The sequence below is a fragment of the Demequina sp. genome (genome assembly GCF_049841215.1).
Classification (GTDB): Bacteria; Actinomycetota; Actinomycetes; order Actinomycetales; family Demequinaceae; genus Demequina.
Genome location: NZ_JASGEO010000014.1, coordinates 24,370 through 41,176 on the forward strand (window position 1 = coordinate 24,370; position 16,807 = coordinate 41,176).

Annotated in this window: 18 protein-coding genes; 10 read left to right on the plus strand and 8 right to left on the minus strand. The window is 66.4% G+C overall.

Going from position 1 to position 16,807, the window contains the following annotated elements; all coding sequences use genetic code 11:
- Positions 1-5: 5 nt before the first annotated feature.
- Positions 6-887: an LppM family (lipo)protein gene (locus QM618_RS07905; RefSeq protein WP_428096590.1), complete on the plus strand. Its 882-nt coding sequence runs from the start codon at positions 6-8 to the stop codon at positions 885-887.
- A 59-nt stretch (positions 888-946) separates the two neighbouring features.
- Positions 947-2,206 carry an MFS transporter gene (locus QM618_RS07910; protein ID WP_428096593.1) on the plus strand — a complete coding sequence of 420 codons (1,260 nt, stop codon included), beginning with the start codon at positions 947-949 and terminating at the stop codon, positions 2,204-2,206.
- Here QM618_RS07910 and manD read toward each other — a convergent pair whose 3' ends face one another.
- The 6 genes from manD to QM618_RS07940 all read right to left on the minus strand — a co-directional run bounded on the left by manD (position 2,207) and on the right by QM618_RS07940 (position 8,531).
- Complete coding sequence (gene manD, locus QM618_RS07915; RefSeq protein WP_428096596.1) at positions 2,207-3,451, minus strand: D-mannonate dehydratase ManD; 1,245 nt, start codon at positions 3,449-3,451, stop codon at positions 2,207-2,209. It lies immediately after the preceding gene.
- 74 nt (positions 3,452-3,525) lie between these two features.
- Positions 3,526-4,755: a hypothetical protein gene (locus QM618_RS07920; RefSeq protein ID WP_428096599.1), complete on the minus strand. Its 1,230-nt coding sequence runs from the start codon at positions 4,753-4,755 to the stop codon at positions 3,526-3,528.
- Complete coding sequence (locus QM618_RS07925) at positions 4,752-5,282, minus strand: sigma-70 family RNA polymerase sigma factor (protein WP_428096603.1); 531 nt, start codon at positions 5,280-5,282, stop codon at positions 4,752-4,754. Before QM618_RS07925 ends, QM618_RS07920 begins: the two co-directional genes overlap by 4 nt.
- Before the next feature lie 62 nt (positions 5,283-5,344).
- Positions 5,345-6,541 carry a hypothetical protein gene (locus tag QM618_RS07930; RefSeq protein WP_428096608.1) on the minus strand — a complete coding sequence of 399 codons (1,197 nt, stop codon included), beginning with the start codon at positions 6,539-6,541 and terminating at the stop codon, positions 5,345-5,347.
- On the minus strand, positions 6,532-7,998 hold the full coding sequence (locus QM618_RS07935) for a hypothetical protein (RefSeq protein WP_428096611.1): 1,467 nt from the start codon (positions 7,996-7,998) through the stop codon (positions 6,532-6,534). The genes QM618_RS07930 and QM618_RS07935 overlap by 10 nt, the downstream gene beginning before the upstream one ends.
- Positions 7,995-8,531 carry a sigma-70 family RNA polymerase sigma factor gene (locus QM618_RS07940; RefSeq protein ID WP_428096614.1) on the minus strand — a complete coding sequence of 179 codons (537 nt, stop codon included), beginning with the start codon at positions 8,529-8,531 and terminating at the stop codon, positions 7,995-7,997. The genes QM618_RS07935 and QM618_RS07940 overlap by 4 nt, the downstream gene beginning before the upstream one ends.
- A 180-nt stretch (positions 8,532-8,711) precedes the next feature.
- Here QM618_RS07940 and QM618_RS07945 point away from each other — a divergent pair, with 180 nt between their 5' ends.
- The 8 genes from QM618_RS07945 (at position 8,712) to QM618_RS07980 (ending at position 15,660) form a co-directional block, all read left to right on the plus strand.
- Positions 8,712-8,975, plus strand: coding sequence for a hypothetical protein (locus QM618_RS07945; protein WP_428096617.1), 264 nt, complete (start codon positions 8,712-8,714; stop codon positions 8,973-8,975).
- The gene (locus tag QM618_RS07950; RefSeq protein ID WP_428096620.1) at positions 8,963-10,282 is read left to right on the plus strand and encodes an HNH endonuclease; all 1,320 of its coding nucleotides are present in this window, start codon (positions 8,963-8,965) and stop codon (positions 10,280-10,282) included. Before QM618_RS07945 ends, QM618_RS07950 begins: the two co-directional genes overlap by 13 nt.
- Positions 10,283-10,621: 339 nt before the next feature.
- On the plus strand, positions 10,622-11,458 hold the full coding sequence (locus tag QM618_RS07955) for a phosphotransferase (protein WP_428096623.1): 837 nt from the start codon (positions 10,622-10,624) through the stop codon (positions 11,456-11,458).
- Between the two features lie 208 nt (positions 11,459-11,666).
- A complete protein-coding gene (locus tag QM618_RS07960; protein WP_428096627.1) occupies positions 11,667-12,509 on the plus strand; it encodes an ATP-grasp domain-containing protein in 843 nt (280 codons plus the stop codon).
- 174 nt (positions 12,510-12,683) lie between these two features.
- The gene (locus tag QM618_RS07965; RefSeq protein ID WP_428096631.1) at positions 12,684-13,646 is read left to right on the plus strand and encodes a TerC/Alx family metal homeostasis membrane protein; all 963 of its coding nucleotides are present in this window, start codon (positions 12,684-12,686) and stop codon (positions 13,644-13,646) included.
- Positions 13,647-13,710: 64 nt separating this feature from the next.
- Positions 13,711-14,187 carry an SRPBCC family protein gene (locus QM618_RS07970; RefSeq protein ID WP_428096636.1) on the plus strand — a complete coding sequence of 159 codons (477 nt, stop codon included), beginning with the start codon at positions 13,711-13,713 and terminating at the stop codon, positions 14,185-14,187.
- Positions 14,188-14,346: 159 nt separating this feature from the next.
- A complete protein-coding gene (locus QM618_RS07975) occupies positions 14,347-14,523 on the plus strand; it encodes a hypothetical protein (RefSeq protein ID WP_428096640.1) in 177 nt (58 codons plus the stop codon).
- Between the two features lie 9 nt (positions 14,524-14,532).
- On the plus strand, positions 14,533-15,660 hold the full coding sequence (locus tag QM618_RS07980) for a MalY/PatB family protein (RefSeq protein WP_428096643.1): 1,128 nt from the start codon (positions 14,533-14,535) through the stop codon (positions 15,658-15,660).
- Between the two features lie 31 nt (positions 15,661-15,691).
- Here the strand turns inward: QM618_RS07980 and QM618_RS07985 are convergent, their stop codons facing one another.
- Both QM618_RS07985 and QM618_RS07990 read right to left on the minus strand, forming a co-directional pair.
- The gene (locus QM618_RS07985; protein ID WP_428096646.1) at positions 15,692-16,300 is read right to left on the minus strand and encodes a class I SAM-dependent methyltransferase; all 609 of its coding nucleotides are present in this window, start codon (positions 16,298-16,300) and stop codon (positions 15,692-15,694) included.
- Positions 16,297-16,800 carry an N-acetyltransferase family protein gene (locus tag QM618_RS07990; RefSeq protein WP_428096649.1) on the minus strand — a complete coding sequence of 168 codons (504 nt, stop codon included), beginning with the start codon at positions 16,798-16,800 and terminating at the stop codon, positions 16,297-16,299. The genes QM618_RS07985 and QM618_RS07990 overlap by 4 nt, the downstream gene beginning before the upstream one ends.
- Between the last annotated feature and the right edge of the window lie 7 nt (positions 16,801-16,807).

Genomic DNA, 16,807 nt, shown 5'->3' on the forward strand with positions numbered 1-16,807 from the left:
GTCACATGACTCCTCTTGTGCGCGCAGCGCGCCTTGCGGCGCTCGGCGTGGTCGCGGTCGTGGCGTTGGCTGGGTGTGTGCGCATTACGTCGGACACGCAGGTGCACGCGGATGACACGTTCAGCCAGACGGCGATCATCGCCACCACCGAGCGGGCTCGGCAACAGCTGGGCACCATGGCCAATTTCGATCTTGGTGACCTGATGGGCTCCATCAAGTCGTCGGAGCAGTACCTGGCGATCGCCGCCGAGTACCCGGGCCAGATCGAGGTGGAGGACTTCGCGGACGGCGACCTCTCTGGGGTTCAGATCACCGCAACGGACCTGCCGCTCGAGGCGTTTGAGGGCACCTTTGCGCAATTCACGGCGCAGCTGCCGTTCACGGCGAAAGCCACGCTCGTCCACACAGAGGACACCTACGTGGTGTCGATTCCCTCCGGCGCGCTCGGCGATCTGCTCAGCGAGCAGGGGGTCAACGCCGGCCAGCTCGAGTTGCTCGGTAGTTCCGTGGACATCCGCCTCATGTTCTCGTTCCCCGGGCTCGTGACGTCCGCAACCGCGGGCGAGATTGACGGCAAGAGCGTCACCCTCAACCTCGCGGACCTCGCCACGGGCGAGGACATCACGATTGTCGCCGGCGCGGCCGAGGAGATGAACTGGAAGCCGTGGCTCATGTGGGGCGGGATTGGCCTTGCGGCGCTCGTCATCATTGGCGGCGCCACTGCACTTGTGGTTCAGGACGTGCGGCGCCATCGCCACAACACTCTGCCACAGCCCGACGCTGGGGCCGGCCAAGGCGCGAGCGGTCCAGGGGTGCTCATCATCCCTGAGGAGGCACCGCCAACCCAGCCCACTACCGAGGCGACGGACGACGAGAAGCCCCTGTAGCGTCGGGCGTTCCGACCGCTTGGTAAGCGCCGGTCAGCGGGCCATGGGAAAATGCTCGGATGCTCGACACGTACCGCGTGATTCTCCGCAAGCCTGGGGCGTTCTCCTTTGCCTGGTCGGGGCTGCTGGCGCGCCTGCCGATGTCGATGTTCAACATCTCCGTCATTTTGATGGTGCAGATCCAGTACGACAGCTACTCGATGGCCGGCCGCGTGGCCGCGATCGGCACGCTCGTGTGGGCCGCGCAGACCGTGCCCACCGCGAGGCTCGTCGACCGCGTGGGGCAGCGGGTCGCGATGATCCCGCTCACCGTGATGTTCGTGATTGGCGCCGTCATCGTGGTGTGGACCGCCATGACGCGAGGGCCAGAGTGGCTGCTGTGGGTTGGCGTGGCCGTCTCGTCCGTCAGCGGGCCGGTGGGATCGCTCACGCGCGCGCGGTGGTCGCACATCCTCAAGCAAGACGAGATTCACACCGCGTTCGCGCTTGAGGGCGCGCTTGACGAGGTGCTGTTCATCGGTGGCCCCGCGCTGGCGACGATTCTCGCAACGGTGGTGTGGCCGCCGCTGGGCCTTGTGGTGTGCACCATCTCGGCGATCGTGGGCATGACGTTCCTGCTTCGCCAGACCTCCACGCAGCCGCCAAAGCGCTCTGAGACGGGCGGATCGAGCCTTGGCTTCCGGCTCCCGGTGGCCGTCATCGCGGTGGCGGTGATCGCTACGGCACTTGGCCTGATGTTTGGCGCGTTCGACATCTCGGCCGTGGCGTTCGCGGACGAGCACGGGCTCAAGTCACTGTCTGGCGTGATCCTCGCGGTGCTGTCCGTTGGGTCGCTGCTTGGCGGCCTCTACTACGGCTCGCGCCACTGGTCCATGGCGCTGTGGAAGCGAACCGTGGTCTTTGCCGGCGTGCTCGCGGTGGGTTTCGTGGCGCTCGGATTCGCGCCCAACCTGCTGATCTTCTCCGTGATTGGCTTCTTCGCAGGCGCCACGATCGCGCCCACGATGACGAACATCGACTCCGTAGTGCAGCGCGTGGTCAAGAGCGACCAGATCACCGAGGGCATGGCATGGGTGCGCATCGGCATCGGCATTGGCGTGGCCTTTGGCGCTTGGGCGGCAGGGTGGCTCATCCAGAATGAGGGCGCGCGCTACGGGCTCGTGGTGGCCGCGGCTGCCGCGGTGCTCGTCTTTGTGCTCGCGCTCGCGACCATCCCGCTGCTCAAGCGCGGTACGGGCAACGATGGCGAGGGGGAGCGCCCTAGCGACCCAGCGTCGGACACCCTGGTGGAGCACCCCCCGGTGCCGCCGCTCGCCTGATCACCAATCGTGAGCGGTGCCGTCCAAGAGGCGGTTCACGGGGAGGTAGGCAGGCTCGTACGAGTGCTTGCGGGCCTCGTCGGCATCGATCGTCACTCCTAGGCCGATCTGCTCGCCCGGGTGCAGCAGCCCATCCTCAAACGTGAGCGAGGTGCGGAACACCTCGAGCGTCTCGTCGGAGTGGCGCATGTACTCCTGGATCCCAAAGTTGTGCAGCGCGAGGTCGAGGTGCAGGTGCGCGGCCTGGCCAACTGGGGAAACGTCGGTGGGCCCGTGGAAGCCCGTCTTGATGCCGTAAATGGACGCGAAGTCAGCAATCTTCTTGAGGTGTGTAATGCCGCCCGCGTGGGTCACCGCCGCGCGCACGTAGTCGATGAGACGCTCGGTGATGAGGGTCTGGAAGTCGTAGACGGTGTTGAAGACCTCGCCAATTGCCAGGGGCGTCGTGGTCTGCGAGCGCACGTAGCGCAGCGCGTCTTGGTCCTCGCCAGGCGTGCAGTCCTCGAGCCAGAACAGGTCGTAGGGCTCAAGCGACTTGCCCAGATGGGCGGCCTCTCGCGGCGTCATGCGGTGGTGGCCGTCGTGGAGCAAGGGCAGCTCGGCGCCAAACTCGTTGCGCACCGCCTCAAAGACGGTGGGCACGTGGCGCAGGTAGGCGCGCGTGTCCCACGCCTCCTCTACCGGCAAGGCACGGCCCGACGCTGACCTCCTTGCGGGCTCATAGTCGTACCTCTCCCCGTCCCCGGCTTTGGAGGCGGCCACCCCGTAGACGGAATCGAGGCCGGGAATGCCGGTCTGCACGCGGATGGCCTTGTACCCAAGGTCGAGGTGCTCGCGGATGGAATCGAAGAGCTGCTCGGTGTCGGCTCCGGAGGCGTGACCGTAGGCGAGGGCGCCCTTGCGTGACTGGCCGCCGAGCAGTTGGTACAGCGGAAGTTCGGCGTAGCGCGCCTTGATGTCCCACAGGGCCATGTCGACGGCGGCGATCGCGGCCATCGTGACCGGTCCGCGACGCCAGTAGGCACCCCTATAGAGGTACTGCCAGGTGTCTTCAGTGTTCATCGCATCCCGCCCAATGAGCAGCGGAATCACGTGATCTGCCAGGTACACCGCAACGGCGAGTTCCCGCCCATTGAGCGTTGCGTCACCCAAGCCAACCACGCCGTCGGCCGTTGTTACTTTGAGAGTGACGAAGTTACGGCCGGGGGAGGTGACGATGACTTCTGCGGCGGCAATGGCGGTCATGCGGCAAGGCTAGTCGCGCGTCCGCTTTGTCCCGTCCACGGACGGCCCAAGTGTGGGCAACGCCACGCAGAGGGTCACTGGCCAGGCGGATGTTGAAAGCCGAAGATGATGCCGTAGGACTTTGGCTGCTCCGAGAAGCCATCGGCAAGATCCGCGACCTGAACCCCGTTCTCGTAGACCTGAGGGGGCTCGATGGGGAGCGCCGGAGCAATGCCAATCCCCAAGCCAACCCACGCGCGCACCTGGTCGACTGCGCGCGGTTCGTCGAGCGACGCGGGAAGCGGGTCCTCACTCCCGTCCTCCGCACGCTCCCACAGCACCGTGGACGTTCCCGCCTCCGGGTCTACCTGCTGGTACTGGGTGATCTCGCCGGTCGAGAACCCGCACATCGCCACAAAGGTGCCGTCGGTGTGCCACGCGAAGAACGCGCAGTCTTCGGGGGCGGGAATCTCGGCGGGAGGCTCAGCGTCGGCGTCGAGGAACGTGAAGGCGTCATCGGTGGTCACCACGAGACGGTCTCCCCACACGGGACTCACGTCGAACTCGCCGGACGTCACCGGGATCGCCGTGTTGTTGAAGGTACGGAAGACGTGCACCTCGTAGCTGTTGTTCGAGCCCACGGTCCCGACGGCGAACAGGCTGTCCCCGTTGGAGAGCTTGCCGAGCGCCGCGGAGCCGCTCACGGGCTCCTCAAGGCCGAGCGGCATGTCAGTGATGTCTCCGGTGAGCAGGTTCAACGCGCTGACCCCTCCCGTTGGCGACAGCCCGCCAACTATCGCCGACCGCGTCTCAGCGTCGAAACCGAGCAGGCTGGGGGCCTCGGTGAAGCTCGTGGAGTTGGAGTACGCGAGGATGCGCGAGCCGCCAGGCGGGGTTAGGTAGATCGCCAGTACAGAACCGTACACATCCTTGCCGCCGCCGATGAACGAAGCCATCTCCGCGTCCCACGTCAGCGAGAGGTTGTTCCAGTCTTCACCTGTCATCGCGCGTGCGGGGGCCAAGCGTGGGTCCAGTTCGGTGGCCACGTCCGGGGGCGCTGACGCAATGGCCGACGGCGTTGGCTGGGGAGGCGTTGGCGTTGCGTTTGCAGGGGGTGCGTCGGCACGGTTGAGGAACAGCCCTGCCGCGAGTACCAGCACGGCCGCGAGTGCTAGCGCGCCTCCCACCTGTGCCGCGGCACGAACGCGGCGGCGACGGCGGGCACCGTGCACCGTGACCTCGGCCACCGCGCCGCGGCGTTCCTGCGTGGTCGGCATCGCCGCGCGATCGAGAGCCTCTCCAAACAACCGGTCAAGCGAGTTCACTTGGCACCTCCCTTGTGGGATTGCACGCGCACGTCGTCCTCGAGTGCTTCATTGGTTCCGAGCCGCGCATTCAACGTGGCGAGCCCGTCAGCGACATAGCGCTTCACGCTGCCCTCAGCGATGCCGAGCGCGTGAGCGGTTTGGGTGGTCGAGAGCCCGTCAAGGTGCCTCAGCACAACACACGCGCGCTCCCGGGGCGTGAGGTGCGCGAGCGCGGCGGTGAGATCGAGCGAAAGGTCCACCGCGTCGGCATGCCCAGGTATTCCGATCTCGGGCAACGACGAGCGCTTGGTGCGGGAGGAGCGTCGGGCCGTATCGAGGAAGCGGGAGACGATGGCGCGCCGAACGTAGGACTCCGCCTCGGGGATGGAGGCAAAGGTGCGGCGGCGGCCAAAGGTGGAGATGAGGGCCTCCTGGACCAGGTCCTCTGCGTCCGCGGCGGCGCCGGCCACTAGCCGCGCGTAGCCCACGAGAACGCCGTAGCGCGCGTCGACGAGTTCCCTCGCGACTGCTTCCCACTCGGCCATTGGCCCCTCCTTACCGATTCGGCGTATAGAACGAGGGTTCGCGCGAATCGGTTGGGGCGAATCTAGTCGCGGGTGCCTGGGAGGAAGGCGTAGGACTCCGGAATGAACGTGAAGCCCTCACTGAGATCCAGCAGCGTGCCGCGCTCGGCATCGAGCAGGTAAGGGAGATCGGACGACGCGATGAGGAGCCAACGCGAGTCCGCGGCGCGCGTCACGATCACGGGGGCGTAAGCGCGGTCCATCGTGCCTGCCGGGTGAAGGCCTTGCTCCGTGCGCACCGAGACGAGGATGTGCTCGCCTTCGAGTTGCACCACCACAGGCGTGCCTGTCCAGTTCGTCGGGACGTCAGACCACTCGACGGAACCAGTGATGGCGGTCCCGAGGTCGCTGACTTTGCCTTGTTGGATACTCGCAGACACGGCGTTTGGACGGTCGTCTTGCGACTGAGGCGTGCAGAGTGCCGAGAAATCCGTGTCCGTTGCCCAGGACTGGAAGTAGCAGTCGGCAAGCCCGGGAAGCGGCCCCGACTTCTGGCGCGTCACCACGTTGTACGTGACCAGCTCGCGGTCATCGTGGCCTATGGCCACGTCGCCGGCCAAGCGGTTGGCAAAGCCGATCGGTGGTTCGTCAAGAGACCCCCAACTACGGCCGTCCCACGCAACGATCGCAATGGAACCCCCACTCTGTTCCCCCATCATGAACCGGAGGTAGGTGCGGCCGTCCGACGCCCGGCCAAGCGGATACACGTTCTCCACGGGTCCATCAATGGGCGACGCAAGTTCGGTGTACGTGCCCGTCTGCATGTTCGCCACCCGGAACGAGCTATCCCCCGTGGCCACCAACGCTGTCCTGGCTTCCGGATCCCAGGCGATGACGTCTAGTGGGCCGTCCGGCAACCCGTCACTTGCGAAGGCCAAATGTCGCTCGCCGCCCGGAGCGCTCACGTACACGGCAAGCGCGGTCTTGCTCTGCGGGGCAACTGCGCTACTCGCAGACGCCGCGAGCAGATCCCAGGACGCGTCAACTTGGCCCCACAGCGCGGAGGTCATGCGGGGGGCGTCGGGGAAGCCCCGTATGAGGCCGGGGCTCCCTTGAACGGCGCTGGCCGACGGCGAGGGGCTTGGCGCAGACGCGTGGTCGCTCGTGGTCCACCCGACAGAACCCACCGCGAACGCCAACACTGCGGGCAAGCCAAGTAGCCACCCCCACGCCAGGTAGCGGCGATGGGGCACCTCGGCGATCGATGCCCTTAGTACCACGAGTTCTCTCCCAACACGAGGGGAGCTCGCTCTCCCGCTGTTCTGTCGGGTAGCACTGCGATGGACAGGATGCCAGGTGAAGTGCGGGAGTCCGCCATGAGATCACCGACCACCACGTACGACTCTCCTGAGGCTCGGTCGAACACGAGCAGCCTGCGTGCCGCGTCAATCGCGAACTGATCCCCACCGATGGGGGCCACGGCCGGATCCCACATGAGTTCAGGGGCGCGCATGATGTCGATCTCTGTGTCCGTGGCCGTGTCCACCATAGGCATGACGCCTACGTCGATGCCCTGGAGGTCTCGTCCGCTGGCGAGTTCCTCCGTGAGCAGCTCGCCAGTCTCAAGGCTGAACGTGACGTCGCTTGGCGTGTCACCGACGAAGCAGTGCGCGGCAACGGTATGGGCATCAAGGACCCCATAGGCCGTGCATCCTTCATTGACGCCAAGAGATGGGATGACGACCGTCGCGGTTGCGGTGTCGAGGTCGATCACCGCCAGTTCGTCGTCGGCGCTGGAGAAGATCACGGCGTACCGGCCGTCTGCCCCGGCGGACGTGACCGCAGGCAACGACGTGAACTGGGGAATGCCTGGCACGGTGGTTGACGAGCCGTCCGGGCTCACGATTCGCACCCTGACGTCGCGCACGCCCTCGAGGCCCAGATCTTGCACGCTGTACCCGCGATCTCGTTCAAACTCCACCTGAAGTGAGCGGCCCTCGGAGAAACCGCCCGCGAGAACCGTGTCGTCTGAACCTTGGTTGGGCCCCGTGTCGGCGTGTGCACGGAGCACGCGCCCGGTGCGCAGGTCCACCAACAAGCGCACTTGATTCTCCGTGTTGGACTCGTACCCTTGGAGCGTGGCGCGTGCGGGGTGCGCGCTCCAACTCTGCACGTACCAGTGCTCACCGCCTTCGAAATCGTCCAACTGGCGCACTTTGAAGAATGTGCCAGATGGGCTCACGAGGTAAAGCATCACGGGGTCGGTATCCGCGGGTCCCCGCCACGTCTGCATCGACCAGCCGCCGCGGACGTCGTCCCAGACGCGATCCGCGATCTCGTATGCAGCGGGATAACTTGGCCCGGGCCGCTCGGCGAGAGTCAACGACGACAGATCCACCGTCTCCGCGAACGCCTGGGGAAGGGGTTGGTTCACGGGATACAGGCCGTCATCCCACACCGGATTGAGAGTTGGCTCTGGCAGCGCACCCACGATGTCCTCGGAGGGTGTGGGCGTGGATTCTGAAGGCGTGACCACCGTGTGCGTACTTGCCCACGCCACCGACGCGACCACCGCCGAAGCCACGACGGTGGCGGCCACGTTCACCGCGACCCGCGTGCGTTGCTTGCTCCGCGCCTTACCCAGCACCGTGCTTTCCAGGGCCACGAAATCCGGCTCAGCCACAGCGTCGGACTGGCGAGCCAAGCCCGCCGCAAAGAGGTCATCGAGTGACGTCATCGCGATCCTCCCTTCACTACCTGCACGTAGTCCGTCTCATCGACGACAGCGTCCGTGCCCAGCAGGCGATTGAGTTTGGCGATGCCGTCGGCGACATAGCGCTTCACCGAGCCCTCCGCGAGCCCAAGCGTGCGAGCGGTGTCCGCCACCGACAGGCCCTCGAGGTAGCGGAGGGCCACGCACACGCGCTCGCGGGCAGTGAGGGCAGAAAGGGCCGCCTCCAGGGTGGTGGCGTTCGTGACGGCGTCCGCGTGGCTGTCGGTCGCGAGCGCGTGGAGCGCGTCCGCGTTCGCTCGAGGCGCGCGCTTGGTCTTGCGCGCCGAGTCAAGGAAGCCGGTGACGATGGCGCGGCGCACGTACGCTTCCGCGACCGTGACGTTCGCGAGCCCGCGCGGGCGCGAGAAGGTCTTGACGAGGGCGTCCTGGACTAGGTCCTCCGCACTATCCGGTCCCGCGACCATGCGCGCGTATCCCACGAGAGCGCGATACCGCTGCTCCATAAGGGAGCACGCCACGGCTTCCCACTCGCTCACGCACACCCCCTGTGCTGCGGACTTGTCATGCCTATCAAGACGTCACGTGGTCGTGATCGGTTGGGATGAATGTACGGCCGTTGCGCGCAATCGCCATGTCAGACCCTTCTGATTGTCTTGAGCCATGTCCATTTGTGCTGGTTTGGGGTCAATGTCAGACCCTCGTGGTGTGCTTGAGTCATGACCTCTTCCACGCGTTCCGTACGCGAGCATCTTGCTGCTGTGGCGGCCTGGGATGGCGCGGATGTGGCGCGCATGGGCGCGGATGACGCGCTCGCCGCGGCGGAGGCTGGGGCGGCCGCGATCCATGCTTTGCAGGCGGTGGTGGCCCGGTTCGCGGCGCGTGTGGATGACGTGTGTGAGCAGTCGCCGGGAACGGAAGGGTATGCCCGACGGCATGGCGCGGCTTCCGGCCCGCCCTCCTTTCGCGTGTGGCTGGGTTGAGCTTGGGTGAGGCGAACCGGCTAGTGACGATGGGGCGCGGGCTACTTGCGGCCGATGCCGCGGCGGAGCGGGCCGAGCGGGAGGCTCGGGAGGCGGCTGAGCGGGCGGCGGCTGAGCGGGCGGCGGCTGAGCGGGAGGCGGCTGAGCGGGCGGCGGCCGGGGTAGCGGCGTCGGAGTCCTCCGCAGGCGCGCCACCAACCATTGCGTGGGACGACGTCCCCTACGAACCGCTCACCCCCGCACCTCCACGGTTGGTGCCGCGGCCGCGCGAGGTCGCTTCAGGAGAGTTGCTCGCTCGGGCGTTGGATTCGGGGCAGATTGGTCCGGACAAGGGCGACGTCATCCGTGCCACGCTTGCGGACTTCACCATCGACTCGCGTGACGCAGAACGCGAGTTCGTTGAACTCGCACCACACGTGGGGAATCGCAAACTTATGAAGCATTGCTTCTGGCGACTTGGCGAATTGGATCCGGCTGGCCTCGCCGCTCGTGAGGCGCGACACCGTCAAGAACGGTTCGTGTCTATCACCGACCAAGCGGACGGCAAGGTGCGCATCTACGGGCTGCTCGACGTCGCCACCGCCGCACCCATCAAGGCGCTCCTGGATGGCATGAGCTCGGCGGCCATGCGACGCCAAAGGAAACTGCCCAAGGGAGAGCGCGTGTCAGCGGGGGCGCTTTGCGCCGATGCCCTCGCGGATGTCGCATTGCACGCGTTGGGATGCACCCACGTCCCCCGCAAGCCCAAGACCACAGTGGTAGTGCGCATCGACCATGACGTCCTCGTCGACGACCTGCGTGAACTAGGGCTCATCGACCAGAACAACGCGCCACTCACCGCGCAGGCTCGGTTTTGCTCCGTTGACGGCATCCTGCAACCCATCTCCCCCGGTGCGGCACGCCTCATGGCCGTTGACGCCCAGATCCTCCCTGAGATGATGGGAGGCGCGTCCCTGCCCCTAGACCTTGGCGACACCAAACGCCTGTTCACCAAATGGCAAAAAGTCGCCATTACCGAACGCGACCAAGGCTGCGTGCGCTGCACCGCACCCCCCGCGTTCTGTCACGGCCACCACATACGCTTCTGGGCCGACGACGGACCCACCAACATCCTCAACGCCGTCAGCTTGTGCACCGGCTGCCACCACCGCCTCCACGAACAACACTGGGACCTGCGCATCTACCAAGATCGCGTCGAAATCCGCGAGCCCGGCCGCTCCTGGGAGAAAGCAACCGCGCCCCCGCGACAACGCCACCCTCGACAACAACCCCGCCCCGCACGCCCCCCACTCGCAGTAGGGGCGTAGCGAAAGCCTGCCCACGGGTCGTCGTCCAGTGGTGCACCACGCGGAACCGCCGTGGACGGCCCCACCGACACCCTCGAGGCGAAAGCTCACGACCCCGGAAATCACGGGACCAAGGTCCCTCAGCCGCGACCCGAACAGCCCGTAGCGTCATGCGTGGACACAAGGTCGGCAAAGGCGCCGACCTCCACAGAACGTGGCTCAGGTGGTCATCCGGGGACTTGATCACCTGAGCCGCCCCCTGTTCGGCGCTGGCGCTCCTATCCCTCCCCCAGGGGCGCCGGCGCCGATACTTCTTTGTGCGGGGGCAGACTACTCACTTCGCCCGCTACCCTGACCCGCATGGCCGCGAACCCCTTCACGAAACTTCGCTCGGCGCTGCGTGGGCGCAGCAGTGAGGCAGCTCCCGCGAGCAACGGCGTCGCGCTCGACGGCGGGAATATGGGAGGCGCCACCCGCTTTGGCGACGTGGTCCACAAGCAGTCGCAACCGCAGAGTCGCACCGTGCAGCGCCTCGTGAAGCACGTGCGAGACCAAGGCGTGCTGTGGCCAGCAGAACCGCTCGGGGTGACCAAGTCCGGCACGGATCTGTGGAAGTTCATCCCCGGCGGCGTCTCGCACGAGGACCCACACGACGGCTATCCCGGGGTTGTGGTCGAGGAGGTCGCGCGGAAGCTCCGCGAGTGGCACGACGCCACCGTCACGTTCCCCCGCAACACCAAGGATGTGTGGTTCTGGCCGGGCAAACTCCCCGACGAGGTGATCTGTCACGTCGACTTCGCGCCCTACAACCACGTCTTCGACAACGGCCGCTTTATGGGTGCCATCGACTTTGACCTCTGCTACCCGGGGCCGCGCCTGTGGGACATGGCCTACACGGCGTACCGGTACGTGCCGCTGACGCCCGACGCTGACCGGACACTCCTCAAACGTCGCCTTGACCGCCTCGACCGGTTCCTAACGGCGTACGGCTACGGCGACGAGAAGTTCACGTATGGACGCGCGGACGCGCTCGGTTACGCGGTGGAGCGCCTCATCGCGATGGTCGAGTGGTGCGAGCAACAGGACAACGCCGACCGCCAGCGAGATGCCGTGATGTACCGCGCCCACGCGGAGTTCATTGCGTCGGGGGGCTATGGCGAGGTGGCCTCGGTCACGGTGCCGAACCTCGAGGCGTGACGGCCCGCCAACAACCAACTCCCGGCGAGGTCCGGAGAGCAGATGACGCCGCCTTGTCCGGGCGAACCCACTCGGGGGGGTGATGAGCTCGCGTCTGCGGCCAAGGCGGCGTCTAGGAACAACCTAACGCGCCCATCCTGGCAATTCGCTGAGAATCCGCCAAGAATCCGCGGCGATGTGTCCAACTGGCGCGGATAGTCTGTGAGCCATGCCCGCCCGTATTGCCCTTGTCTCCACGCGCCACCTCGACACCCCGGACGTCGACGAAGAGCTGCTGCTCCCTCTGCTCCCTGAGGCTCAGATCGCCTACTGGGATGATCCAGACACCGATTGGGCGGCCTACGAACTGGTGATTCTGCGTTCTACCTGGAACTACACCGAGCACTTGAGCGAGTTTCTCGCCTGGGCTACCCGCGTCTCGCAGGTGACGCGCCTGGTCAATCCCGTGGAGATCGTGGAGTGGAACACGGACAAGCGCTACCTCGCGGACCTCGCTGAGCGCGGCATCCCCATCGTGTCTACAACTTTCGTAGCACCCGGTGAGGAAATAACGCCCGACGCTGTGGCCGGCCACGTTGTCGTCAAGCCTTCGGTGGGGGCTGGCTCCAAGGGCGCCAAGCTCTTCGATGGGCAGCCGGAGGAGGCGCGAGCCCACGCCGCTGCGCTCCACAACGATGGGGCAACCGTCATGATTCAGCCGTACCAGAAGGCGGTGGACGAGCAGGGCGAGACCGCACTCATCTTCCTCGGCGGGCGCTTCTCGCACGCCGCGCGCAAGGCCGCGATCCTCTCTCGCGACATGTCATGGAGCACGGGCCTCTACGCGGACGAGAAGGTCGTGCCCACCGAGGCCACACCAGAGGAGCTCGAACTCGCCGAACGCATCGTCGCTGAACTGCCCGATCTCGCCTACACGCGCGTGGACCTCCTGCCAAGCGATAACGGCCCCGTGGTGCTCGAACTGGAACTCACCGAGCCCAGCCTCTTCCTCGCTCTCCACCCGCAGGCCCCAGCCACAGCGGCGGCCGCCTTCCGAGCGCTACTGGTGTAAGCGTCGGGCCGTCAATGCGGTGTAGCGAGCAAAACGGCACCATGTAGCATTGCCGCCGAGGGGAGTACTTCCCAAGTTCCGCTCCGGTCATCACGAGGCACGCGCCTCCCGGACGGGCGCCGCCTCACGAGGCGGTGAAGGAGACCTCAGATTCGATATCTGAGGAGACCCCGCGTGAACGAACTCACCACCATCGGCACCCCCACCTTGTGGGCCATCACGCTCGCGGGCGTGCTGGTTCTGCTCGCGTTCGACTTCATCGTCACGCGCAAGCCACATGAGGTGTCGATGAAGGAGGCCGTTGGCTGGTCTATCTTCTACATCGCGCTGCCGCTGATCTTTGGCGTGTGGGTGTGGAGCGAGCACGGCTCGGACACCGGGGTGAAGTACTACACGGGCTATCTCGTCGAGAAGAGCCTGTCCGTAGATAACCTCTTTGTATTCATCGTGATCCTCGCGTCCTTCGCGGTGCCGCGAGCGCTACAGCAGCGGGTACTGCTCGTCGGCGTCGCTGGCGCGCTCGTGCTGCGCGGACTGTTCATCTGGCTTGGCGCGGCGCTCATCGCCCAGTTTGCCGCGACATTCCTAGTATTCGGCATCATTCTGCTCTTCACGGCGGTCAAGGTGTACCGAGACGCGCGCAAGGAGGAGGACGCCCACGTCGACGTCAACAGCCTCATGGTGGTGCGCCTCATTCGCCGTTTCTGGCCCGTGACGGGCGAGTACCACGGCACCAAGATCACGTGGAAAGAAGCCGGTAGGCGCGCGCTCACGCCGCTTGGCCTGGTGATGGCCACCATCATCGGCACGGACATCGTCTTCGCGATCGACTCCGTGCCCGCCGTTTACGGCATCACCGCGGACCCGTACCTCGTGTTCGTCACCAACGCCTTTGCCCTGCTGGGACTGCGCGCGCTCTACTTTGTCCTCGAAAGCGCGCTGTCCAAGCTCGTGTACTTGGGCTTTGGGCTCTCGGTGATTCTGGGCTTCATCGGCGTCAAGCTGGTGCTGCACTGGGCGCACGGCGTGTGGCCCTCTGTTCCCACCATCCCGACGCTGTTCTCCCTTGGCTTCATCCTCGTGACCTTGGCCGTGACAACAGTGGTGAGCCTGCGCTCCACTCGGCGCGTTCCTTGACCTTTGGCCCACACCAGACCAGGCTTGCCATGACATCGAGAGTCCGAGCCGCAGGGGAGAGCGCGTGATCAAGATCTCGTTCGAGGCCACGCACGATCCCGCGTGCCTGACGGTCACAGAACTCATGCCGTATCCGCTCGCGCGCGTGTGGCTCGCCCAGACGGAGGGTCTCTACGTTCAACAGTGGTGGGCGCCAACCGACTACGAGAACGTCGAGGTGGACATCACCACGGCTGAGGGTGGCGCCTGGCGCATCCTCCAGCGAGACCCCCAAGGCAACCAGTTCTCGTTCTACGGCAAGGTCGAGACGGTGGAGCCGGAGCGTCAGCTCGTCATCTCGATCGTGAGCGAGCTGTTCCCCGAGTCCACCATTCGGCTCACGCAAGACTTCGCCGCGCGCGACGCGGGAACCGTCGTGGTGAGCACCTATGAGTTCGAGTCCGACGAGGCCCTTGGCACCTACATGGCGCTCGGCGGCACCGAACGCTTGAGGGAGGCCTCGTCTCGCCTCGACGCCCTCTTGGCACAGATGGGACAGTGACCCAGGTCACACGCTCTCGCCGCGCCGGAACGCGGCCGCTCGGCTAAAATCGTGTGTATCCCACTCCATCGAGTGGCTGCCGCACGCCCCGCCAAAAGCAGGGCCGCGCACCCCAACACCGAGCGCCGCTACCCGCGCCGCCCGAAAGGACGCTTGATCATGGCCATGCCGCGCGCTCACGAGGTTGATGGCGACTACCCGTCGCGAAACTCCCACCAAGTGGTGACTCCGGAGCGCTTTGCTACGTGGCATGACTACGCGTTCTCCGATGCCCGCGAACTCACGCGTGACGACCTCGGCGACGAGACGCCTGCCAGGGGCATCCCCACCGTCTAGGCTCTTCCCATGACCGAGCGCCCCAATCCCTTCGAGGCGCTCACGCTGGAACAGTTGCGCGCCCGCCGCAGCGCCAAGTGGCGTCACTACCCCCAGGATGTGCTGCCGCTGTGGGTGGCTGAGATGGACGTCGAGCTCGCCGCTCCCATCGCCGAGGCGCTGAACCGCCTGGTAGAGACCGGCGACGCCGGCTACCCGGGCGACACCCCGTATCGCGAGGCCTTTGCTTCCTTCGCCACGGACACGTGGGGATGGGATCCTTCAGTTGCGCGCACCCGCGAGGTGGCCTCCGTCATCGCCGGCTATACCGATGCGCTCGTGGAGGCCGTTGGCCCAGGCGGCACCGTGGTGGTCACCTCCCCCGTGTATCCGCCCTTCTATTCGTACCTGGGCCAGGCTGGCCTCACCGTGGTGGAGGTGCCCCTCACGGAGGACTTGCGCCTCGACCTCGACGGCCTCGAGGCCGCCTTCGCCGGCGCGCAGGGCTTCTTGCTGTGCAACCCCCACAACCCCGGAGGCACCGTGCATACCCGCGCGGAGCTCGAGGCCGTCGCCTCGCTCGCCTCGCAGCATGGCGTGCAGGTGGTCTCCGACGAGATCCACGCGCCTCTGGTCTACGCCGAGTCCACGTTCGTCCCCTACCTCGCCGTTGACCCGCGCGGCATCGCCGTGCACGCCGCCTCCAAGGGGTGGTCGCTCGCCGCGATTCCCGCGGCGCTGCTGACCTTTGGGCCCGACGCTGGGGCGGCTTTGGCGCGCTACGACGCCGGCAAGCACCACGGCCCCACGTATTGGGGCACCGTGGCGCAGACGGTCGCCTACTCGCAGGGCAGGGATTGGCTGGCCGACGCTCTGGCCGGCTTGGATGCCAACCGTCGCCTGCTCGGGGCGCTCCTCGCCGAACGGCTGCCAGAGGTTCGCTATCACGTCCCCGCCGCCACCTACCTGACATGGGTGGACTGCCGCGGGCTTGAGCTGGGAGACGATCCGGCTCGCGTGTTCTTGGAGCGAGGCCGTGTGGCCTTCAACCCCGGTCACACGTTTGGCACGGGAGGCGCGGGGCACGTGCGCATCAACATCGCGACGTCGCCCGCGATCCTCGGCGAGGCCGTGGCGCGCATGGCGGCTTCGCTATAGAGGTTCTGTCATGCTGCGCGCAGTCGCAGCATCAGACTGTCGGTTTCACCCACGTGAGCGTGTATCGCCACTTCACACGCCGCTTGAATGAACTACCAGGCAGGATGCTCGCTGCGGCGTCCTTAACCTGCGAGTACGTGACCGGCGGGGGCCACACGGTTGGGCTCGGCTGCTCCCACTGCTTGTGGGTGAGGCGCCCCGCCTGATGGGCCACCACGGCAGCGAGCTCCCGGAACCCGTCCTTCGGTAGCTCCGACGCCGCGAGCCCCACCACGAGCAACACGCCGCCGGGAGCAAGCAGCGACTTCGCCCGTGCGAGCGCCTCCTCCACCGGCAAGTGATGCAACACCGCGAGCATCGTGATGACGTCGTAGCCGCCGGGGAGGTCCGCGGTCATGAAGTCGGCTTCGACGTAGGTGATGCCCGCAGTGTCCTGCTCACGGGCGAGCGCAAGACTTGGGGCATCCAGGTCTATGGCCGTGACCTCGACCCCGCGTGCCGCGAGCGCCCTCGCTGCGAAACCCTCGCCACAGCCAATGTCGAGCGCGGTGCTTGCGCCAGCCGGAATCAGCGGCAGCAGGCCCCTGAAGTAGTCGATCGTGTGGTTGCGGCGTTGGTCGTCGGGCGTGTGGTCGGTCACGAAATCCCCCTTATGTATCTGGTCTCGGTCAGCGGAGCTCCCCCAAACTCCTCCATGTGGCTAGCCCCGTCCGGTTCCCAGCCCTCCCGCTCATAGAAGCGCCGCGCCCGCGGGTTGAGCTCCGCGACCCACAGGTACGCGCTCTCGTGCCCCGCATCCCGCAACGCAGCGATCACCTCTTGGTGCAACGCCACCGCGAGCCCTGACCCGAACGCGATCGGGTGCAGGTTGAACGCATACAGCTGGCGGGACGCAGCGGGACCCTCATCGCGAGCGGCACCGAACGTCGCGAATCCCTGGACAGCGTCGTCAACCGCCCCCACGAGCACCGTCGAGACCGCCTCCTCGAGCGCACGAACCCAGCCCCGCTCAAAGCGAGCCTCGTCGAGCTCGGCCAGGTAAGCGTCGGGCATGACGCCCACATACGCCGATCTCCAGGCGGCCACGTGGACGCGAGCCAGGCCAGCGGCGTCGGCGAAGGTCGCGGGACGGACGAACATCCCGCCA